Genomic DNA, 18,567 nt, shown 5'->3' with positions numbered 1-18,567 from the left:
TGAAATACTCGCTTAATTCTGCCCGCGCCTGGCACAAAATCCGGCGGATGCTGGTGCTGGACTCGCTCGTGCCGACGTCGTCACGCTGCCTGGCATCATCATCCAGTTCACACCGTGGCCCACACTCCGCAATATCTGGCACATGCTTACCGCCACTGAAATACACCCCGACTAGCCCGTCGGCACGAGCGAGTCCAGCACCAGCATCCGCCGGATTTTGTGCCAGGCGCGGGCAGAATTAAGCGAGTATTTCGTCGGCAAGCGAAAGACTTTCACGGTGCCTTTGGATTGGGCACACGTGGCGGCGTCGGCAAGCGAATTTTCGGTGCAGGTCTGGCGGCTGCTGCAGGGGATTGCGTATGGTGCGACCACGACGTATGGGGCGTTGGCTCGTGAGATGGGCAGCGTGGGGCTATCGCAGCGGGTTGGGCAGGTAGTGGGGCGCAATCCGTGGAGTGTGATTGTGCCGTGTCACCGGGTGCTTGGTGCTGATGGTAGCTTGACTGGTTATGCCGGTGGCTTGGACCGAAAGCGTTGGTTGTTGCAGCATGAAGAGCCGAGCGCGGCGGAGGCGGGGCGGTTGTTTTAAGGCTGCCACTTGGCATCGTGGTAAGGCTGGTACTGGAATCGGGGTGGGGCACCGTTGCTTGCGCCTGCGTGGAAAGTCCAGGACGGCGAGCTACGCCTGTGCGCCCAAACCCTGCATGATGAATTAGTGGGACACTTCAAAATGCTGTCATCAATTACTCGTTGGTGTAGGAGAAAGCTTGCGCAGCTGGGAGGAAGCAAGCAGCCAGGAAACGGAAGCACCCACTCCAATAACACTGATCAAGAGCACGCTGTGAATAGGAAGATAGAGCACTGCTAGTGTGGCAAGGCCTGCACCAATTGGGTCGACTCCCCAGGTAAGTAGTCGAATCGCAGCTGAGACACGGCCGAGGATAGCTTCAGGGACCATTTGCTGCTTGAGTGTTTCGCTTGCTGCAACATTAACCAGAACAGCGCAGGCCCAAAGCCCGAGGGAAGCGCTCAGTACCAACATAGAAGCGAATTGATCAAGAAGGGGCAGGATAAGGATACCTGCCCCGGATAATACTGGTAGCGCTAATGTCACAGACAGCAATATAACTGGGCGGATTTTCTTGATTGACCAGTCAGAGATAAAGACACCGCATAAGCCAATAACCCCAGCGATACTTGCTGATACGCCAATCTCAGCTGCAGACAGGTTTGCGTATCGTAGAGCAAATACAACATATAGGGCTTGTATAGCACTGGTGAACAGGTTGAAATGGGCTATGGCTAGGGTGATTGGTCTTTGTATGGGATCAGAGAACAGGAAACGAATCCCTTCTCGAGCTCCCATGATTTGCGAGAAAACATGACGATTCGATGAGTTGAGTTTCTGTTTTCTTTTAAATATCGGGCGTAGACTAAATGGTCCGATGCTGGCTATTGCGTAGAAAACCATGAGTAAACAAAATAAAGTTGCCGATCCTGTATAGGATAGTAGTATCCCTGCTAATGAACCTGCGCCAATATCTGATGCAGAGCGTAAGGCGGCAATCCAACTATTTGCTTTGCCTAAATAATGAGTATGGACAACTTGTGGGACGACAGCTGAAAATGCACTATCGTATAAAGCGGTCATTCCGCTGATTACAAACCCTATGATGAGTAAATGCCATAATGCGAGTTGATCAGTGGCTGCGGCAAAAGCAGCGAAGCCACATATCATGGCACGCGCTAGGGATAAAGCGCCGAGGAGTGTGTCTTGGCGTCGTAGATCAGTAAGACTTGCCCCGACGAGTAAAAAGGTAAGTAATCCCAAACCGACGAATGTATTGATTAGGCCAATTTGTGCATCAGTAGCTTGGAATGTTGAGACTGCTACTATGGGAAGCGCAAAAATAAGCATTTGAGCTGATAGTACTGATACACCTTCGCAAGCCCACAACCTCGAAAATGTCCTCGACCAAAGTTTATTTTCTGCCATATGATTCCTTAGAGTCGAAGATTTACTCAGTAATATTCGATAGTGGGAAGCGTCCACTAGGGCTTATTGGCATCATATACTTCGAGCGAAACCTGAAGTGCCCCGGGTTTTGTTCCGTTTTAGTTGCTTAGGGCAGTTGGAGTTTGGTTTAACCGTCGTTTGAGCAGGCTCTTTCGGAGGAATAAACTCGCGGTGACGATGATACCGGCTCTCCAGGATTCCGAGATTGGGTATAAGAGTAATTGTAAGTCGTAGTTATCGACTAGGTCTTGGTTAAAGGCCCAAAATTGTAGCGACCAAGTAAATCCGGACCAGAGTAATAAGCCGATTTCTGGCAGACGACTGCGTAGTGGGAACGCGGCGAAAATAGTGCTGATCACGATGGCGGCGACACTCATGAGTTGCCACCACCAGAGGTTGCTGCCGCCGGTGGTGAAATCGGTGGGGCCTTCTGAACAGTCATTCAGTGAGCAGTGTGCCCAACTCGTTAATTGCAATACGGCGATCAGCAGAATTTCAGGTAACGGAAGCGCCCATCGCGGCCAATCCCAAAGCGATGAAGAACGGCTATCGTTACCCAATGTTAAACCTCTTCAAATTGCTGCAGGTTCAACTATACATTTTTTAGTTCGACCGCTGGGTAATAGTAATCAGCTACTGGTCGGGCAGTACTCCTTTTAAAGGGGCATAGTCATCCAGCGAGTGTGAACACTATCTCCGCTTTGGTCTATGAATGACTCTCCGGTTGGGGAGCCCATCCAACCGGCTTCTCAGCCGTTCCGGGCCGACACTTGTGCGACTCGGGTAGATATTGCATGGGCTCCTGTTTGAGGGGTTCGGTAAGCATTGATCATCTCGGCATGCTTGCCGGTGGCTTGGACCGAAAGCGCTGAGTTAGAGCAGCGTGTAGCCGCCGTCGTTAAGGAATTGCGCAATCGGTTGAGCAACCTGATGGATAGCATCTTCTTTCAGGCCACCGGAAACGATTCCGATAGGAAAGGCATGCCCGTTGTGGGTGGCAAAAACCGGTCCGCCGGAGTCGCCGGGCAGAGAGATCGCGTTGTAAATCAACTGCCCGTCAGCGCCTACTCCGTAATATGGTCCACAGGAAAGCCCGGTCCGTGCACCCATGCGGCAGAGCCTCGGCTTGTGCTCTTCTGTCCAACCCGTATTCTGCACCGCAGCGGTGATCATTTTTTGGTTCTTCCAGAAAAGCTGCAGGCTAGCGTCGACCATCGCAGGATTGTCGATTTTGATCAGCCCTTTGTCGTAGCGTCCAATGTCGCCATGATTCTGAAACTCTGAATAGGTCATCGTTCCCACTACATGGTGCCGGCCCTCGGGGTCTTCGATGCTGAAGACGTCGCCTTCGCGGCCACAATGCCCGGCTGTGAGGATGAACTGTTCGCCGTTCTTTTCGACGATCCATCCCACCGAGCAGTATGAACCCAACCGGGTGTTCGTAATCCGGGCACCTGGTGTGATTTTTCCGGGGCGCTCCAGGAACTGAAAAGCCTCGCCTTCGGCATAGATTTTCTGGCCGGTGACCTCGTGCCACTCGATGTTTTCTTCCCGGCTGAAAATAGGAACCTTGGTGATCTTTTCGACGATCTGCGGTGGCCCTTGTGGCGGCTGCTGTGGTTGCTCCGGTTGTTGGACAGGCGGAAGCTTCGGCATCTTGGGCAGCGGCTGCGGCTGTGGTGCCGGATCTTGTGGCTTCGGTGCCGGTGCAGGCTGCGGCTGTGGTTTTGGTGCGGGACCCGGAGCATTGCTGGAACCAAAGCTGGATTGCGCGGCAGCGACTCCTGGTCCGCTTATGCTCAGTGGTCCGATGGCGAAACCAAGTGTTAGGCACGCAGCGACAGCGAGTACGCCACGGCGTTTGCGGGGGTGAAATGCGGGAGAAATCATTAGCGACGCCCACCGAAGAAGTTCTGGATGGTGCGTTCCAGGTTGGTCAGGAAGTCATTGATTACAGGGACGTTGTGGCGTAGCCCCTGCAATGCAGCACCGATGCCGGCAAAGACAAGACCAATTCCGCCCACTGCGGCGATCGCCTTGAACCAAGGGCTGGAGGTGATTGTGTCTGGTGTGGTTGTGCTCGGCGGGGTAGGTGCGCTCGGTGGGGTGGCGTTTGGCGGCGTCACCTGTGGGGTTTGGTTTGGCTGTTCGCCTGGAGCTTCTGGAGCAGGCTGTTCACTGGGGTTGCCAGGGGCAGGGTGTGCACCTGGACCTTCTGGGGCATCTGCCGCTCCTGGAACATTCGGGGCTTGTGGTGCTTCTGGCATTGCTGGGGCAGTCGGGCCGTTAGTGACGACGAGATCTTGGGCTGTATCCAGCTCACGGTTGGTTTGCGACAAAGCATGCGCGGCCAGCGTGCCGATCACGTACTGCTCATTCGGATCCAAAGCATTGGCCGGAATGTTGATTCGCTTGACGAAGCTGCCATTGTTCAGCTCATTCATTCGTACCCATTCGGCGGCAACTGGACGGCCCACTGGCGCAGACTTGCCGACGTTCCATTGTGCTTTCTTGTACACCGCAACGTAGACACCCTGTGAGGCGCCTTCGCCGACGAACCCCGCACCGCGGACAGTAATGTCACCACCCGTGGCAGCATTTACCGTTGTTGTAGAAACATCTAGCGTCGGAGTGGCAACTGCCCCGTCTTTGACTTTGAGCAAAACAGCGTAGTCGTATTCGTGATTGCCGTGCTTGTCGACGCTTGCCACGAAGTATTTTTTCTTCGGGTTCAGCGTGTTAGCCGGGATTTCCAGGTTCTGCGAGAATTTGCCGTCGGTGACTTTGGCAGTTGTGGAAGCCAGGGCTTTCTTGGCGGTGTCGGCGGTGAACCTACCGTCGTCAGGCACATCGGTGTTTTCCAGCACATAGAGATTCATCTCTTTGCCGTTTAGGTAGCCGGTGCCGTTGACGGTGATCGTATTTGCTTTCCGGCTATCCAATGGAGTGCCTGGGAACAAGGTCAGGTCAGGGTCGATGCCTTGTTCTGGTGTCTGCGACAAGAAAATGCTGGAGTAGTCAGACCAGGCTGTTTCGCCCTTTTCCGTGATTACCTTGATTTGGCCCCGGTAGCGCTGGCCTTTCTTTAGGCCGGTGAACTCAGCGTACCCATTAGCAATTTCGCTTGGGGTGATGAAGTCGTCGCTTTCCTGGTTGCCTTTGTCGTCAACGGGAACCAGGCGGGCTTCGACCTTTTTGATGTCTTCGTATCCCGCGAGTGAGTAGAACAAGCCTGCCTTGGAGTAGTCCTTAGCGGATGCAGGGCTGATGCGCGGGGCATCAGGGGTTTTCAGTGCCTTATTTTCTGGTGTTTCCTTCCCAGGCTTTGCTGGGGTCGACGGTGCTGGCTTTGCTGGCTTGGAAGGTTTTTGATCCTGGGACGGCGCAGGCGCAGGAGCTGGTTTCGACGGTGCTGGCTGCGATGGTTTCGGTGCAGGATCAGCTGGTGCTGGAACCTCTGGTTTAGCTGGACCTTCAGGCTTCGCTGCTGGTGGCTGCGGTGCATCGGGATCGACGACGGTGACGGTCTCGCTGAATTTTTCTTCGGTCCATTCTGGCGTACCGAATTCATCGCGGTTCAGGTTGGCTTTCACGCCAACGCGGTACGTTCCCGGCTGACGGCCAACAAAATCAGCGGTGGAAACTTGTGGGCCACGGTCGAGATGGTTGACATAAGTGTTCTGTCCGTCGTTTTCTCGGTACAACGTGATGCGAATACTTGAGCCGCGTTTGTCATTTTCTGCAAGCTTCCACCGCGCGGTCACCGTGTCATTCTTGGCGCTTGCTTGGACTTCTGCGAGTGATTGGGAAGTGAGTTTGACTGGTTTTGCGAGGTCCAATCGACGATCAATAGGCAGCATCTTTCCGCCAGCAAGGGTGCCTATTTGATAGGAATCGCCTTGCACGAGGCTGATTTCACCTGGATTAATCTGAATCTTCTTGGTGAAGGCGCCATTGACAATCTCTTCGGGTTTGATGTGCACCGAGACGCCCTTTTTCTCGATGTCGCGCGGTAACTCTCCTGGCGTCCACTTCGAAGCAGCCCAAAATACTAGGTAGACACCCTCTTGTGCAGCCGGACCGGTGTATCCTTTACCGGATACCGTGAATTCGCCGCCTTTGGCGAGGTCGATTGTGTCGGTATCGACTGTGAATTGCGGATTGGGATCTTCGCTGACGGCAAGCGGTTCACTGGTTTCGGATGGACGTGAGTTTCCAGTTGCGCTTTGCGCTTCTACGGTGGCGGTGTATTGAACACCTGGTTTCAGATTTGGGAATTCTGCGAAGTTGTCGGGATACGTGCTCGTGCCCGTAACTTTTTGTTCGAGAGGGCCAGAACCATCATTAGGCTGCAATTTCACAACGTAGGTGTGAATCCGGGTGCTGCCTGTAGAACGGCGGTCCCATTCGACGCGTGCCGTCTTGCCTTTCTTGAGCTGTAGGTATGGCTTGTGTGGTGCTTCAGGAGCCTGTGGTTTGTCAGTGGTTGTCAGGATCCGTGATTGACTGAACTGGGAATTTTCGACACCCCGCACCGCAAACACGCGGACCACATAATCACCAGGTGCTACATTTGCAAACTGATAATGTGTTGCGTTGCCAGCAACGAATTGATCCACAACGGGCTTGCTAGTGACAGGTTTTCCGTTCTGCACTTTCAAAAGCTGCACTTGGTGATAGCTCGTCTGAAACTCTGCTGGCGCAAGTTCCCATTCTGCTGTGATGAGCTGCCCTTCGGCGAGCACGCCGGTCAGCTTCGGACCTTCTGCGCGAGAAGTATCTTGGTCCTCGGTCGAGGCTTGTGGCTCCTGAGCAGCCGGTGGCGCCGAAAAATCTTGTGCGTGTGCGGGAGTGAGTGTGCCGAAACCAAGCGACAGAGAGGTCAAACCTGCCACCGTTACCTGCATCCATAGACGCCGATTGTTATTCACTGAGTGGATTCCTTTCAGGGAAGTGGGAATTGAGTGAAACTCTATTGAAAATTAGTTAAAGGTTAGCCTTGACTCTTTAACATAAGCCAGGCAAACCTCGGTGATATTGAGCACTCTGGTGGGTGACCAACCCGTGTCCAGAAACACCGGGTCGATAGGTTTGTCGTTAAGGTTTTCGCCGGCGGTGCGGGGTGGGTGGGTTTTTATTAGTTGAAAGCGATGGCCGTCGGGATTTTTATCGAATATGTCTGCACTTAATGCAACGCATTTCGGTGTTGGATTTGAGTGTGAACCAAGCGAGTGTAGGTCACGGAAGGCGGCAATTACTCCAATTTATAGAAAATAGATGCGGGTTTTATTTTTCTATAGATTTAGTTGTGTGGGGTTGGCCTCGATGAGTGAAATGTTGTGCTGTCCGTGAATATAATCGAGTTATGCAGCGATTATCTGGTGTGCTGGTTATGGATATTTAGGTTCCGTGGCGTAGTGCCCCAAGTTTCGGGGGTTTATTTGTGTTCGAACAGGGTTGTGGTTGTGTCTTTGTTTCGTTAAACTGGAACCATCTTAATTCGCACGAAAGTTCGGGGGTTCCATGACGAAAAAACAAGATGACGATCGTCGTGAGGTACGTGTGCCGTCCGAGTTTCCAGAAGGTTATTTCACGCATTGCAATCCGTATAATCGGCAAGCTGTGGCGATGTTGGAGTTACGGCGGCATAAATATTTAGTGTGGGAAAAGGCCGTCGAGCTCAATGTCGATGATTACGACGAACTACAGACCCTGTTGGTGGCTGATAGTGGCGAAACCGTTGCCCGGGTGGGTGATATCATCAGTGCTTTTTATCGCATGAGTGATTTGCCGAAGCTGCATGAGCTGGCAATGAAACTGTGGCATTTGGATATTGAGCATTGGGTGGCTATTGATCGGGCGATGCAGAAAGCGGGTGATGCTAGCGCGCATATCTTTTCTGTTATCGATGATCTTTTGGTTGATTTGTTAACTCCGACAAAGCCTGCCCAGCAGATGGTTAGCAAACGTACGATTAGTAGCCGGATTAATCGGGAGATTGAAGCTCTTGATTCCGCGGTGCGTACAGGTAAAACAAATAAGTCTCAGACTTCCCGGAAACCCTATGGGGTAGAACATATCCCTGTATCTGTGGCCAATGGGCATGATAGTCATGTGTTTCGGTTTGATACTGATGCTGCGACTGCGGTTGAGATTGATGCGCATATTCGTAATTATGCAAAGCAGGCTGGTATTTCGTTGCGTGATGCCACCGTGGAGTTGTTGTTAGGTAAGGCTGAAACTTCGGTGACGTTGAATTGTTATCGGGCTACAGATGTAGACGATGCTCCGTTGTTTGTGGCTACTGATACCGGTGGTGGGGTGGCCACGGTTTTTGCTGAGGCAGCCGATGTTTTAGCTGCTCGGGCGGGTAAGCATTATGACATGGATGCGGCGATGGGCGCTGTGGTATCTGGTTATGCGGCTACCCCGATGATGCGTTCTGCGGTGACTGGTAGGGATGGGCATTGTCGATACCCAGGTTGTAGTAGGCCTGCCACGATGTGTCAGATGGATCATGTGGTGGAATTTGCTGCTGGTGGTTCGACATCGCCGAGTAATGTGATCTCTTTGTGTCAGCATCACCATCATATTAAAACTGATAAACGTGTCCGGCCTATTTTTGAGCCTGTGAGTGGCAGTGTGGTGTGGTTGTTTGCGGATGGTTCGTGGCAGTCGACTGAGGCTGATGGTCCATTGGCTGCTCCGAATCGTAGGTGGGTGCAGTCGGTGCAAGAAAAGATGGATAGCCACCGGCAAGCAGTACGTGAGGAGGCAGAAGAACGGGCCCGCCGGTTGGAAGAACAAGAAGAAAAGTGGAACCGGAAGCAGCAAGCTTGGCAAGCTAAGTGGCGCCAGGAATGGAAAGAAAAATACGGCACAGAATACCGCGATCCGAATGGTGACAGTGGTGCGGAGCGCGATGAGTATGGGGCGTATAAGTTTAAGCACCCCTGGGAGAGTTTCTGTGAAACTTGGGGCGCGGGTTCCTCGGAATTGGCAGAGATGTCGGCACGGATGACGAAAACGCAAGAGGAGCAGCGCTGGGCGAACAATATCTCTCACTTGGAGCGGACTTTAGTGGATCGTGATTTTGCTTTTGTGACGATTCCGAAGTGCCGCAGGCAGGTTGAGCGTATTCGGGAGGCGATTGCGGTGCTGCGGGACAACGGCCCCGGTTCTGCTGCGGATGGTCCGGCACATGAATCGTCGTATGATTTCAGCAAAGGTAAAACGAAGACACATGCCATTGACCCAGGCGAGCCACCCTTTTAAAGAAGAAACCATGCCCAGCTACTGCCGGGCCGAAGCCCCAAAAAGAAGCACAGAACTAACGGTTCGCCGGCTCCCAGCCCAAAGCAGGGGCCACATGCTCGGCGAAATTCTGCAGAAGCCGCAGGTTCAGATCCACACCCAGCTGGTTCGGGATCGTCAGCATCAAAGTATCCGCCTCCATCACGGCGGCGTCGTCCTTGAGCTGTTCGATCAATTGCTCCGGCTCGCCGGCATAAGTGCGACCAAACGTCGACTCATAACCATCAATAATGCCGATCTGATCATTCCCGCCGCTCATGCCAAACAACGCACGATCCCGGTCGCTGACAATCGGGAACACGCTGCGGCTCACCGACGTCCGCGGCGTCCAATCATGCCCAGCCTGCTTCCACGCCTCGTGATAAGCCTGCAGCTGCGCCGCCTGCAAATCACCAAAAGCCTCACCAGTGGCCTCCGTCAGCAACGTGGAACTCATCAGGTTCACACCCTGCTCAGCAGCCCACTCGGCAGTTTTCTTCGTTCCAGCACCCCACCAGATATTGCGCTGCAAACCAGGCGAATGCGGCATCACCGGTAGCGGAGTGCCCGGCTGATAAATCGGTGGATACGGGTCCTGTGCAGACTTGACGACGGCCTCACCACGCACGCCCTGCATAAACTTCGCGAACTTCTCCCGGGCAAGATCCGCCCCGCGCGGATCGTCGGAACCGGTATAGCCGAAAGCCTCCCAACCACGGTGCGCAGGCTCCGGTGATCCCCGCGAAACCCCCAACGCGACCCGGCCGTCGGCAAGCAAATCCAGTGCAGCGGCCTCTTCTGCCAAGTACAACGGGTTTTCGTAACGCATATCGATCACGCCGGTACCGACCTCAATGTGCTTCGTGCGCGCGGCAATCGCAGAAAGCAACGGCATCGGCGCCGCCCCCTGCGGGGCAAAGTGGTGCACGCGGAAATACGCGCCATTCACGCCAATCTTGTCTGCCTCCACGGCAAGCTCCAACCCCTGCTTGAGGGTCTGCTGGGCATTAGGCCCGCGCTGGCCGGGGAACTTGTAATGTCCGAAGCTTAAAAACCCGAATTTCTTCATGACACCATAATAGATGATGTGTCAACTAGTTGCGAGGACCATTTAGTTTTCTTGCCCCCTGTGGAAAATTGTAGACCGGTAATTAATTTTAGTGACTCGCGGCACTATCGCTAGGAAAGTCTGTTGTATATGCTGGCACTCAGATCACAATCACTCAGATCACAATAGAAACTCCGGTAACAGAGGCTAAGGAGCATCCCATGTCCGAAACCCATACCCTGACCACTTACGACGCCATTATGGACGCCATCACCACCGACGGTGGCAGCGACGGCACCGCCGAAATCCACAACCCCGCCACCGGCGAGCTGGTTGGCACCTACCAGGTCCACGACGAAAGCGATCTCAACGATGCCATTGCTGCTGCGCGTGCTGCGCAACCAGACTGGGAAGCACAAGGCGATCACGCTCGCTGCGAACTGCTGAACAAATTCGCTGATGCCATCGAAGAAGCTGCAGAACCACTGGCTAAGTTGCTTTCGCAAGAACAGGGCAAGCCACTTAACGGACCCAATGCCCGTTTCGAGGTCGGCGCGTGTGCCGCGTGGCTGCGGGCAACCGCATCGTTTGAATCACCGGATTACACCGCCGTTGATGATGACATCACCGCTACCGTGCACTACCGGCCCCTGGGTGTTGTCGGTGCGATTGGTCCATGGAACTGGCCGATGATGATCACCATCTGGCAAATCGCCCCGGCGCTGCGCATGGGAAACACCGTCGTCGTCAAGCCTTCTGGGTATACCCCACTATCGGTCAGTGCATTGGTTGCTATTGCCAATACCGTGTTGCCGAAAGATGTGCTGCACATCGTTACCGGTGATGGTGGGGTTGGTGCAGCACTGACCACGCACCCGGACGTCGACAAGATCATGTTCACCGGTTCGACGGAAACCGGCAAGAAAATCATCGAGGCTTCTGCCGGTAATATCACCCGCCTGACCCTGGAACTCGGCGGTAACGATGCCGCCGTGGTGCTTGACGACGTCGACCCGCAAGCAATTGCCGAAGACTTGTTCTGGGGTGCGTTTATCAATACTGGGCAGACGTGTGCCGCAGCCAAGCGTATCTATGTTCCGGATGCGATTTATGATGAGGTGGCCGAGGCGCTGGTAGCTGTCGCCAAGCGCATGCCGATGGGCAATGGCCTTGATGAGAACAACGTGCTAGGCCCGCTGCAGAACAAAGCACAGTTCGACATTGTCGACGGCCTGGTCAAAGCCGCCAAAGATGGTGGCGCACGCGTACTTGTTGGTGGAGATCCAGACTATGACGCGCCGGGCTATTTCTACCCGGTAACGATCGTGGCTGATATTGACCCGGATAACCCATTGGTTGCGCAAGAGCAGTTCGGTCCGGCGGTGCCGCTGATTCGGTATTCCGAGTTGGAGCAGGCGATCGCGTGGGCCAACAGCTTGGATGTGGGGTTGGGTGCGTCGGTGTGGTCGGCGGATGCGCAGAAAGCCCGCGAGGTTGCTGCGCGCCTGCAAGCCGGCACGGTGTGGATTAATAAGCATGGTGCGGTGGATCCGCGGGTGCCGTTCGGTGGTATTAAATCCTCCGGTTATGGTGTGGAGTTTGGTACTGAGGGGTTGAAGGGGCTGGCTTACCCGCAGGCGATCAACACTTAGCGGGGAGTGTTTGGCGCTGTTGCGATCCAGCGGGTTCCCGAGCCACGTTGTGGACCAGCTGGATCGATTTGTGCTCGGCCCAATGTGCGCAGGTGGCGCAGCACGTTGGTGATTTCACCACGTGATATACTGAAACGTTCTGCTAAATCCGCTGCAGCAACGGAGTTACCGTCCTGAAGCTGCGCCTCAATGCGCTCTTGGACGCTGGCAGCCGCGGTGGGCAGATCCTTGCCAGACAATTGTGCCACCTGCGCGGATAACACCCATTCATCTGCATTATTTATGCGCTGAACAACGCCGTAGTCTTCGAGTGCATTTAATAGTTCACTAGCTTCGAGCTGAGATGTTTGGGTGCTATGCGCAGTTTGCTTGAGGGTTATAAGCGGTGCGTGCCAGAGCTTCCACAGCACAAGCATAGTGTTCAAATTATTGATTACTTCGTCACTGAATCGTTCTTGGAGCCCGTGGATTGCTTTGATAAAAGCAACGTCAGGGTTTCCAGCTGCAAAAATGATTTCGACAAATTCGTCGGTAGCGGTTACCTCTGGGACTTCACGTCCAGTGTTCAGCATCGCCAACCACATACGATCAAAACCGCGAGATGATTCTTCGGCTAGCCCAATTGAACGCATGCTCGCCATTAACCGTCCGTTTCGGGGGACGGATTGTGTTGTTAGGAGACGGTTTTCGTCGACACCAGGGACCAGTGGACCGGGTGACCACACTTTCAAGATGCGTGGCGACTGGTCGATGATGACCGGCTGCTCTGTGCGCCAGTCGCGATGGATGATGGCATTGGTGATGGCTTCGTCGATAGCTTGCGCAGGAAAACGAGGGATTGCCGACTCTTGCCCGCTGTCGAATTGCACCCGGACCATTTCTTGGTCAGCTCGTTCTAGAATGAGCCGACGCAACGCTGGTAGTGCCTCGAGTAATGGAGTAGAAAATTCTGTGGCTTTTGGGTCTGCTCCGGGTAATGCTCGCCATAGGTGGCGAATTGTGACTTGGGTTGTGGATGCAGGCGTAAGCAGAATTTCACCTGCACGTTTGAGGCTGCCATCATCGCTGAGTAAACCGACCTCGCGCAAGAGTGCCTGGGCGCCGGTTGGGGTGGCAGCGTCGATGCCGCGACGTTGGCGGTGTGAGCGTAACAGTCGCCGCAATTCAGTGAGGACTTCATGAGACAAATTTTCTACCGGATAGGAAGAAATACGATTGGAATAGTCATCATCCTCTCGGATGCGACGGATCAGGCGGCGTTCTTCTTCCGACATCGCACGGCAATTAGTGCCATCACGTTTTGTGGGCGTGACATCCATAGCGTTGAATATAGGCAAAATCCCAGAAAGTTGTTTTCTGCGCGGTTTTTCTTCTTCTAAAACAACTAGCAAACAACTTGGAAACAACTTGCACGATGTCAAAGCGGGCAAAGTCGTATATTTTCGCAGCTCAGAATAGTTGTTGCTAGTTGTTTAGAGTTGTTGTTAGTTGTTTCAATAAATAACAACAACTGCAATTCCTGACCTCTTAATTCCGCGGCGCCTTAGTTCCGTGACCTCTTAGTTCCTAGGCCCGCGTGGTCCGTAATCGAATTCCGCGGTCATCGGGCCGAAGGCCTGCAGGCCAGCAGGGGCGTCTTCTGGGTCCAGGTGGATTTCCAGGAACGCACCCTGTTCGCTGTTATTAATAGCGGCGAAGGCGTCGGCAAGCTCATCTTCAGTGCGTGCGGTATAGGAAACCATCTCGGTTCCGGGGACAAAAACCTCCGGTAACTTGTGATAAGCCCAATCGGCGATGTCGTTGTACTCGCGGTCCATGCCCAGGATGTAGCGCTCGATGGTGTAGCCACGGTTGTTCAACAATACGATGATTGGCTTTTGCTTCTCTCGCAGAATCGTCGACAATTCCTGGGCGGTCAGCTGGAAAGAACCATCACCGATGAACAACAGGTGGCGTGTGTCCGCATCCGCCATTTGGCTGCCCAGCAAAGCGGGCAGGGTATAACCAATCGAACCCCAAATGGCACTGTTGATGTAGCGAACATTTTCCGGCATGCGCTGTGGGCCCAAACCAATATTAGAGGTTCCGGCCTCCGCGATAACCGTGTCACCAGGGCGGATGAACTCGCGAACCTGCGGCCACAAGCGCGCTTGCGTCAGCTCGGCACCGGCGCGGACCTCAAAAGGCTCCGGCAGTACTGCCTCCGGGTTCACGCTGCTTGGCTGCTTGGCTGCGCTCTCTCCCGTGCTCTCTCCCTTGCTGTCTCCGGTGGCGCTAGTGCCCGAGCCAGCTCCGTCGGCAGCCGGCAGCCGCTCCAGTAACTCAGCCAACACTTCTGTGGTGTCCAAGCCCACGATGTGCTCGCCGTAAATATTGACGTGCTGGTCACCGAAATCCACGATATTTTCTTCGTACAACTCATGCGAGAAGCTACCCGAGTTCACCTCAATGAACCGTGGGGTGCAGGTGAGCAAGAAATCCGAGCCTTCTACGCGCTCGCGCACACCCGGCCACGAGGCCTTGCCGTTATAGGTGCCCAAAAACAGTGGGTGCTGCTCACTCAGTAAAGCTTTGCCGGAAGCCATCTGGGCATAAGGCAGCTGAATCTTGTCGACGATCTGGGCAAACAAATCCAAAAACCCGTGGCGCTGCGCGTCCTGGTCGACGAGCAATACCGGGTTTTCCGCCGCCGCGAATTCCTGCACCAGCCGGTCCAACACTGCCTCGAGTTGCACCGGATCCGATGGTTCGAGCGAGGTATCCAGTGGTTCCTCCGGCACGGTGATGCTCAAGTGGGAAATATCGGAGGGCAGCTGCAGGTGCACTGGCCGCTTTTCCCGCAGGCACGTCTGCAACGCGCGATCAATTTCGGTAACCGCATTCATGGGGCTGATGCGTTCGGCCAGCGCGGTGAAGGGGCGCAGCGAATCGAGCATATTGCCGAAGTTGCCGTCGGCAAGCGTATGGTGCAGCAACCAGCGCTTTTCTGTAGCAAACAATGGGGGAGCACCGGCGATCGAGACCATCGGGATGTGCTCGCAGGCGGCGCCGGCCAGGCCGTTGAGTGCGGATAGCTCGCCAACACCGTAGGTGGTCAAAAGGCACGAGATCCCGCGGGCGCGCGCATAGCCGTCGGCGGCATACGCGGCGTTGAGCTCATTGGTGCTGCCTACAAAGCGGATGCCGTCGGCGGCTTCAATTTGCTCCAGCCAGTTCAAGTTGAAATCACCCGGCACACCAATGACTTCAGTGATGCCGATTTCTTGCAAGCGGCGGATGAGAAAATCGCCAATCGTCATGCGCATGTTGTACTAGCCCTTCTGTGAAAACGGGACGGATCCCGTAAAGCTATTAGACTATAAAACCATGACCGAAGCGCGCGAAAACACAGAAAATCTTAGTGCTGAAAATGTCAGCAACACTGGCCCGGAACACCGTTATACCCCGCAGCTTGCCAACCAGATTGAGTCGCGTTGGCAGCAGTACTGGGACGACAACGGCACGTTTCATGCGCCAAACCCGACCGGTGATTTAGCTCTTGCCGACGGCACCCTGCCCGAAGATAAGCTCTTCGTCCAAGATATGTTCCCGTACCCGTCTGGCGCGGGCCTGCACGTGGGGCACCCGCTGGGCTATATCGCCACGGATGTGTTCGCCCGGTTCAACCGCTTATTGGGCAAAAACGTGCTGCACACCTTGGGCTATGACGCTTTTGGTTTGCCGGCGGAGCAGTATGCGATCCAAACCGGAACCCACCCGCGCACGACGACGGTGGCGAATATCGCGAATATGCGTCGCCAGTTGGGATCGTTGGGGCTGGGTCATGACAAGCGCCGTTCGGTGGCCACCATTGATCCGGAATTTTATCGCTGGACGCAGTGGATTTTCTTGCAGATCTACCAGTCGTGGTTCGATGAGCAGCAACAAAAGGCGCGCCCGATTGACGAGTTGTACCCGCTGCTGGAATCTGGCGAGCTGGCCACTAAGGACGGCCGCGAGTATGCGTCGTTAAGCGAGGAAGAAAAAGACCGGGCCGTGGATGAATTCCGCCTGGTGTATCTGAGCGATTCCACCGTGAATTGGTGCCCGGGCTTGGGCACGGTGTTGGCGAATGAAGAGGTCACCGCCGATGGCCGTTCTGAGCGCGGTAACTTCCCGGTGTTTCGCAAGAACTTAAAGCAGTGGATGATGCGCATTACCGCGTATTCTGACCGCCTGTTGGATGATCTGGAACTGCTGGATTGGCCGGAAAAAGTGAAGTCCATGCAGCGCAACTGGATCGGGCGCTCGCGCGGTGCGGAGGTGGATTTCCGCTGCGAGGGTCACGACATCACGGTGTTTACCACGCGCCCGGACACGCTTTTTGGCGCGGAATACGTTGTGTTGGCCCCGGAGCACCCGCTTGTCGACGCTTTGCTCTCGCCGGTTCCGTACGACGATGACGTCGACGCACGCTGGACCTATGGCCATGAGGACCCGAAGGAAGCGATCGAGGCCTACCGTAGTGACATCGCCGCGAAGTCGGATTTGGAGCGCCAAGAGAATAAGGAAAAGACTGGCGTTTTCTTAGGCAGCTACGCCACCAACCCGGTCAACGGGAAGAAGCTGCCGGTCTTTACCGCGGACTACGTATTGACCGGCTACGGTACGGGCGCGATTATGGCTGTTCCCGCGCACGACGAGCGCGACTACGAATATGCGCAGGTCTTTGGCTTGCCCATCACCGAGGTTGTCGCTGGCGGGGATGTTTCTTCTGCCGCGCACACCGGTGAAGGCACTTATGTGAATTCCGCCAATGACGACGGGCTGGACCTGACTGGCAAATCCAAGGCAGAGGCGATTGCGACGACGATCGACTGGTTGGCTGCGCGTGAGCTGGGCGTCGAGAAGATCCAATACAAGCTGCGCGACTGGCTGTTTGCTCGCCAGCGTTATTGGGGCGAGCCATTCCCGATCGTCTACGACGAGGCCGGCCGGCCACACGCGATCCCGGAAGATCAGCTGCCGGTGGAGTTGCCGGAGGTTGATGATTACCAGCCGGTGTCCTTCGACCCGGATGATCACGACACCGAGCCACAGCCGCCGCTGGCGAAAGCGCGCGAGTGGATCGAAGTGGAGATGGACTTGGGCGAAGGCACCAAGACCTACTACCGCGATGCCAACGTCATGCCGCAGTGGGCAGGTTCGTCCTGGTACCAGATGCGCTATATCGATCCGACGAACAGCGACGCTTTCTGCGATATCGACAACGAGCGCTACTGGACCGGGCCACGCCCAGAGGTACACGGCCCGAACGATCCGGGCGGAGTGGACCTGTACGTCGGCGGCGTGGAGCATGCCGTGCTGCACCTTTTGTATGCGCGTTTCTGGCACAAAGTACTGTTTGACCTCGGACATGTGAGCTCGAAAGAGCCGTATCGCCGCTTGTATAACCAGGGCTATATCCAGGCCTATGCCTACACCGATTCCCGTGGCGTCTATGTGCCTGCCGAAGAAGTCGAAGAGCGCGACGGCGAGTTCTTCTACCACGGTGAGAAGGTGAATCGGGAATACGGCAAGATGGGTAAATCGCTGAAGAACGCGGTCGCGCCCGACGATATTGCCGAAAACTTTGGTGCCGATACCCTGCGTGTTTATGAGATGTCGATGGGGCCGTTGGCGGATTCACGTCCGTGGGCCACTAAGGACGTCGTTGGTGCGCAGCGTTTCTTGCAGCGCCTGTGGCGCTTGGTGGTCAACGAGAACACCGGCGAGGTGGCCGTCGTGGATGCGGAGCTGGGCAAGAAGGATCTGCAGCAGCTGCACCGCACCATCGCTGGGGTACGCGATGACTATGAGAACCTGCGGGTGAACACCGTCGTCGCCAAGCTCATCGAGTACGTGAATTACTTGACGAAGAACTACCCGGACGGTGCGCCGCGTGCTGCCGTGGAGCCGATCGCTGTGATGGTCGCTCCGGTGGCGCCGCACATCGCCGAGGAGTTGTGGACGCGCCTGGGCCACGAGGGCACTATCACCTTCGTGCCGTTCCCGAGCTTCGACGAGAAGTACCTGGTCGACGACGAAATTGAGCTACCTGTGCAGGTGAACGGCAAGGTGAAATCGCGGGTGCAGGTCGCTGCGGATATCTCCCAGGATGATGCCGTGGCCGCCGCGCTTGCCGACGACAAGGTGCTCGCGGCGATCGGCGAGAAGTCCGTGGTGAAGAAGATCGTGGTGCCTGGCCGCATGATCAACCTGGTGGTGAAGTAGCGGGTATTGTGACCCGGCAAACAGGCTAGACTAGGTGCATGAAACCTCATGCACGTAAACTCGCCCGCACGCTTGGCATCAGCGCCGTCATTGCTTTAAGCGTCGCGGGTTGTTCGAACCCAGAAAATCGTCCCGATCCGCAGCCTGCCGACAGCGCTGCGGATAGCACTGCCGATGCCGCTGCCACGGAGGCGGATTCTGCAGCGTCGGCTACGTCCAGCGATTCGGCGTCGGCAAGCGAATCGACCGGAAAATCGAGCGAGAAATCTTCAGGAAAATCCACCGAAAAAAGCTCCGGCAAGTCC

General features: G+C 55.2%; 11 protein-coding genes and 1 pseudogene. 5 read left to right on the top strand and 7 right to left on the bottom strand.

What is annotated here, in order from left to right; translation table 11 throughout:
- Nucleotides 1–217 precede the first annotated feature (217 nt).
- The gene (locus tag A5774_RS01660) at nucleotides 218–589 is read left to right on the top strand and encodes a methylated-DNA--[protein]-cysteine S-methyltransferase (protein ID WP_231892308.1); all 372 of its coding nucleotides are present in this window, start codon (nucleotides 218–220) and stop codon (nucleotides 587–589) included.
- Nucleotides 590–739: 150 nt separating this feature from the next.
- On the opposite strand, the gene A5774_RS01655 is transcribed toward A5774_RS01660, so the two are convergent.
- From A5774_RS01655 to A5774_RS01640, 4 genes are all read right to left on the bottom strand, one after another.
- Nucleotides 740–1,996 (bottom strand): MFS transporter, encoded by a 1,257-nt coding sequence (locus A5774_RS01655; protein ID WP_023018701.1) that lies wholly within the window; start codon nucleotides 1,994–1,996, stop codon nucleotides 740–742.
- Between the two features lie 119 nt (nucleotides 1,997–2,115).
- Entirely contained in the window at nucleotides 2,116–2,577 is a 462-nt protein-coding gene (locus A5774_RS11165; protein ID WP_023018702.1) for a hypothetical protein, read from the bottom strand.
- Nucleotides 2,578–2,890: 313 nt separating this feature from the next.
- The gene (locus tag A5774_RS01645; RefSeq protein WP_023018703.1) at nucleotides 2,891–3,907 is read right to left on the bottom strand and encodes a S1 family peptidase; all 1,017 of its coding nucleotides are present in this window, start codon (nucleotides 3,905–3,907) and stop codon (nucleotides 2,891–2,893) included.
- On the bottom strand, nucleotides 3,907–6,948 hold the full coding sequence (locus A5774_RS01640; RefSeq protein ID WP_023018704.1) for a fibronectin type III domain-containing protein: 3,042 nt from the start codon (nucleotides 6,946–6,948) through the stop codon (nucleotides 3,907–3,909). The genes A5774_RS01645 and A5774_RS01640 overlap by 1 nt, the downstream gene beginning before the upstream one ends.
- 592 nt (nucleotides 6,949–7,540) lie before the next feature.
- Here A5774_RS01640 and A5774_RS01635 point away from each other — a divergent pair.
- The gene (locus A5774_RS01635) at nucleotides 7,541–9,292 is read left to right on the top strand and encodes an HNH endonuclease signature motif containing protein (protein ID WP_064833132.1); all 1,752 of its coding nucleotides are present in this window, start codon (nucleotides 7,541–7,543) and stop codon (nucleotides 9,290–9,292) included.
- A 55-nt stretch (nucleotides 9,293–9,347) separates the two neighbouring features.
- On the opposite strand, the gene A5774_RS01630 is transcribed toward A5774_RS01635, so the two are convergent.
- Complete coding sequence (locus A5774_RS01630) at nucleotides 9,348–10,379, bottom strand: LLM class flavin-dependent oxidoreductase (protein WP_021353324.1); 1,032 nt, start codon at nucleotides 10,377–10,379, stop codon at nucleotides 9,348–9,350.
- 200 nt (nucleotides 10,380–10,579) lie between these two features.
- On the opposite strand from A5774_RS01630, the gene A5774_RS01625 reads away from it, so the two are divergent.
- A complete protein-coding gene (locus tag A5774_RS01625; RefSeq protein ID WP_064833131.1) occupies nucleotides 10,580–12,010 on the top strand; it encodes an aldehyde dehydrogenase family protein in 1,431 nt (476 codons plus the stop codon).
- On the opposite strand, the gene A5774_RS01620 is transcribed toward A5774_RS01625, so the two are convergent.
- On the bottom strand, nucleotides 12,007–13,329 hold the full coding sequence (locus tag A5774_RS01620; protein ID WP_064833130.1) for an ATP-binding protein: 1,323 nt from the start codon (nucleotides 13,327–13,329) through the stop codon (nucleotides 12,007–12,009). The genes A5774_RS01625 and A5774_RS01620 overlap by 4 nt on opposite strands.
- Nucleotides 13,330–13,569: 240 nt before the next feature.
- The gene (locus tag A5774_RS01615; RefSeq protein WP_064833129.1) at nucleotides 13,570–15,315 is read right to left on the bottom strand and encodes an alpha-keto acid decarboxylase family protein; all 1,746 of its coding nucleotides are present in this window, start codon (nucleotides 15,313–15,315) and stop codon (nucleotides 13,570–13,572) included.
- A gap of 61 nt (nucleotides 15,316–15,376) precedes the next feature.
- On the opposite strand from A5774_RS01615, the gene leuS reads away from it, so the two are divergent.
- Nucleotides 15,377–18,262 carry a leucine--tRNA ligase gene (leuS, locus tag A5774_RS01610; protein WP_082936053.1) on the top strand — a complete coding sequence of 962 codons (2,886 nt, stop codon included), beginning with the start codon at nucleotides 15,377–15,379 and terminating at the stop codon, nucleotides 18,260–18,262.
- A 38-nt stretch (nucleotides 18,263–18,300) separates the two neighbouring features.
- Nucleotides 18,301–18,567 (top strand): annotated as a pseudogene (locus A5774_RS11160) (hypothetical protein); the annotation flags it as partial.

Origin of the sequence: Corynebacterium sp. EPI-003-04-2554_SCH2473622 (assembly GCF_001665955.1) — a bacterium.
In the GTDB taxonomy this organism is placed as follows: domain Bacteria; phylum Actinomycetota; class Actinomycetes; order Mycobacteriales; family Mycobacteriaceae; genus Corynebacterium; species Corynebacterium pseudodiphtheriticum.
Note: the sequence above shows the minus strand (reverse complement) of the source record. Positions and strands in the feature narration are given on the sequence as shown.

What these genes read in the sequence shown, in the direction of transcription:
- A5774_RS01655 (WP_023018701.1), bottom strand. Translation starts at nt 1,996, where the DNA reads ATGGCAGAAAATAAACTTTGGTCGAGGACATTTTCGAGGTTGTGGGCT.
- A5774_RS01645 (WP_023018703.1), bottom strand. Translation starts at nt 3,907, where the DNA reads ATGATTTCTCCCGCATTTCACCCCCGCAAACGCCGTGGCGTACTCGCT.
- A5774_RS01635 (WP_064833132.1), top strand. Translation starts at nt 7,541, where the DNA reads ATGACGAAAAAACAAGATGACGATCGTCGTGAGGTACGTGTGCCGTCC.
- A5774_RS01630 (WP_021353324.1), bottom strand. Translation starts at nt 10,379, where the DNA reads ATGAAGAAATTCGGGTTTTTAAGCTTCGGACATTACAAGTTCCCCGGC.
- A5774_RS01625 (WP_064833131.1), top strand. Translation starts at nt 10,580, where the DNA reads ATGTCCGAAACCCATACCCTGACCACTTACGACGCCATTATGGACGCC.
- A5774_RS01620 (WP_064833130.1), bottom strand. Translation starts at nt 13,329, where the DNA reads ATGGATGTCACGCCCACAAAACGTGATGGCACTAATTGCCGTGCGATG.
- A5774_RS01615 (WP_064833129.1), bottom strand. Translation starts at nt 15,315, where the DNA reads ATGCGCATGACGATTGGCGATTTTCTCATCCGCCGCTTGCAAGAAATC.
- leuS (WP_082936053.1), top strand. Translation starts at nt 15,377, where the DNA reads ATGACCGAAGCGCGCGAAAACACAGAAAATCTTAGTGCTGAAAATGTC.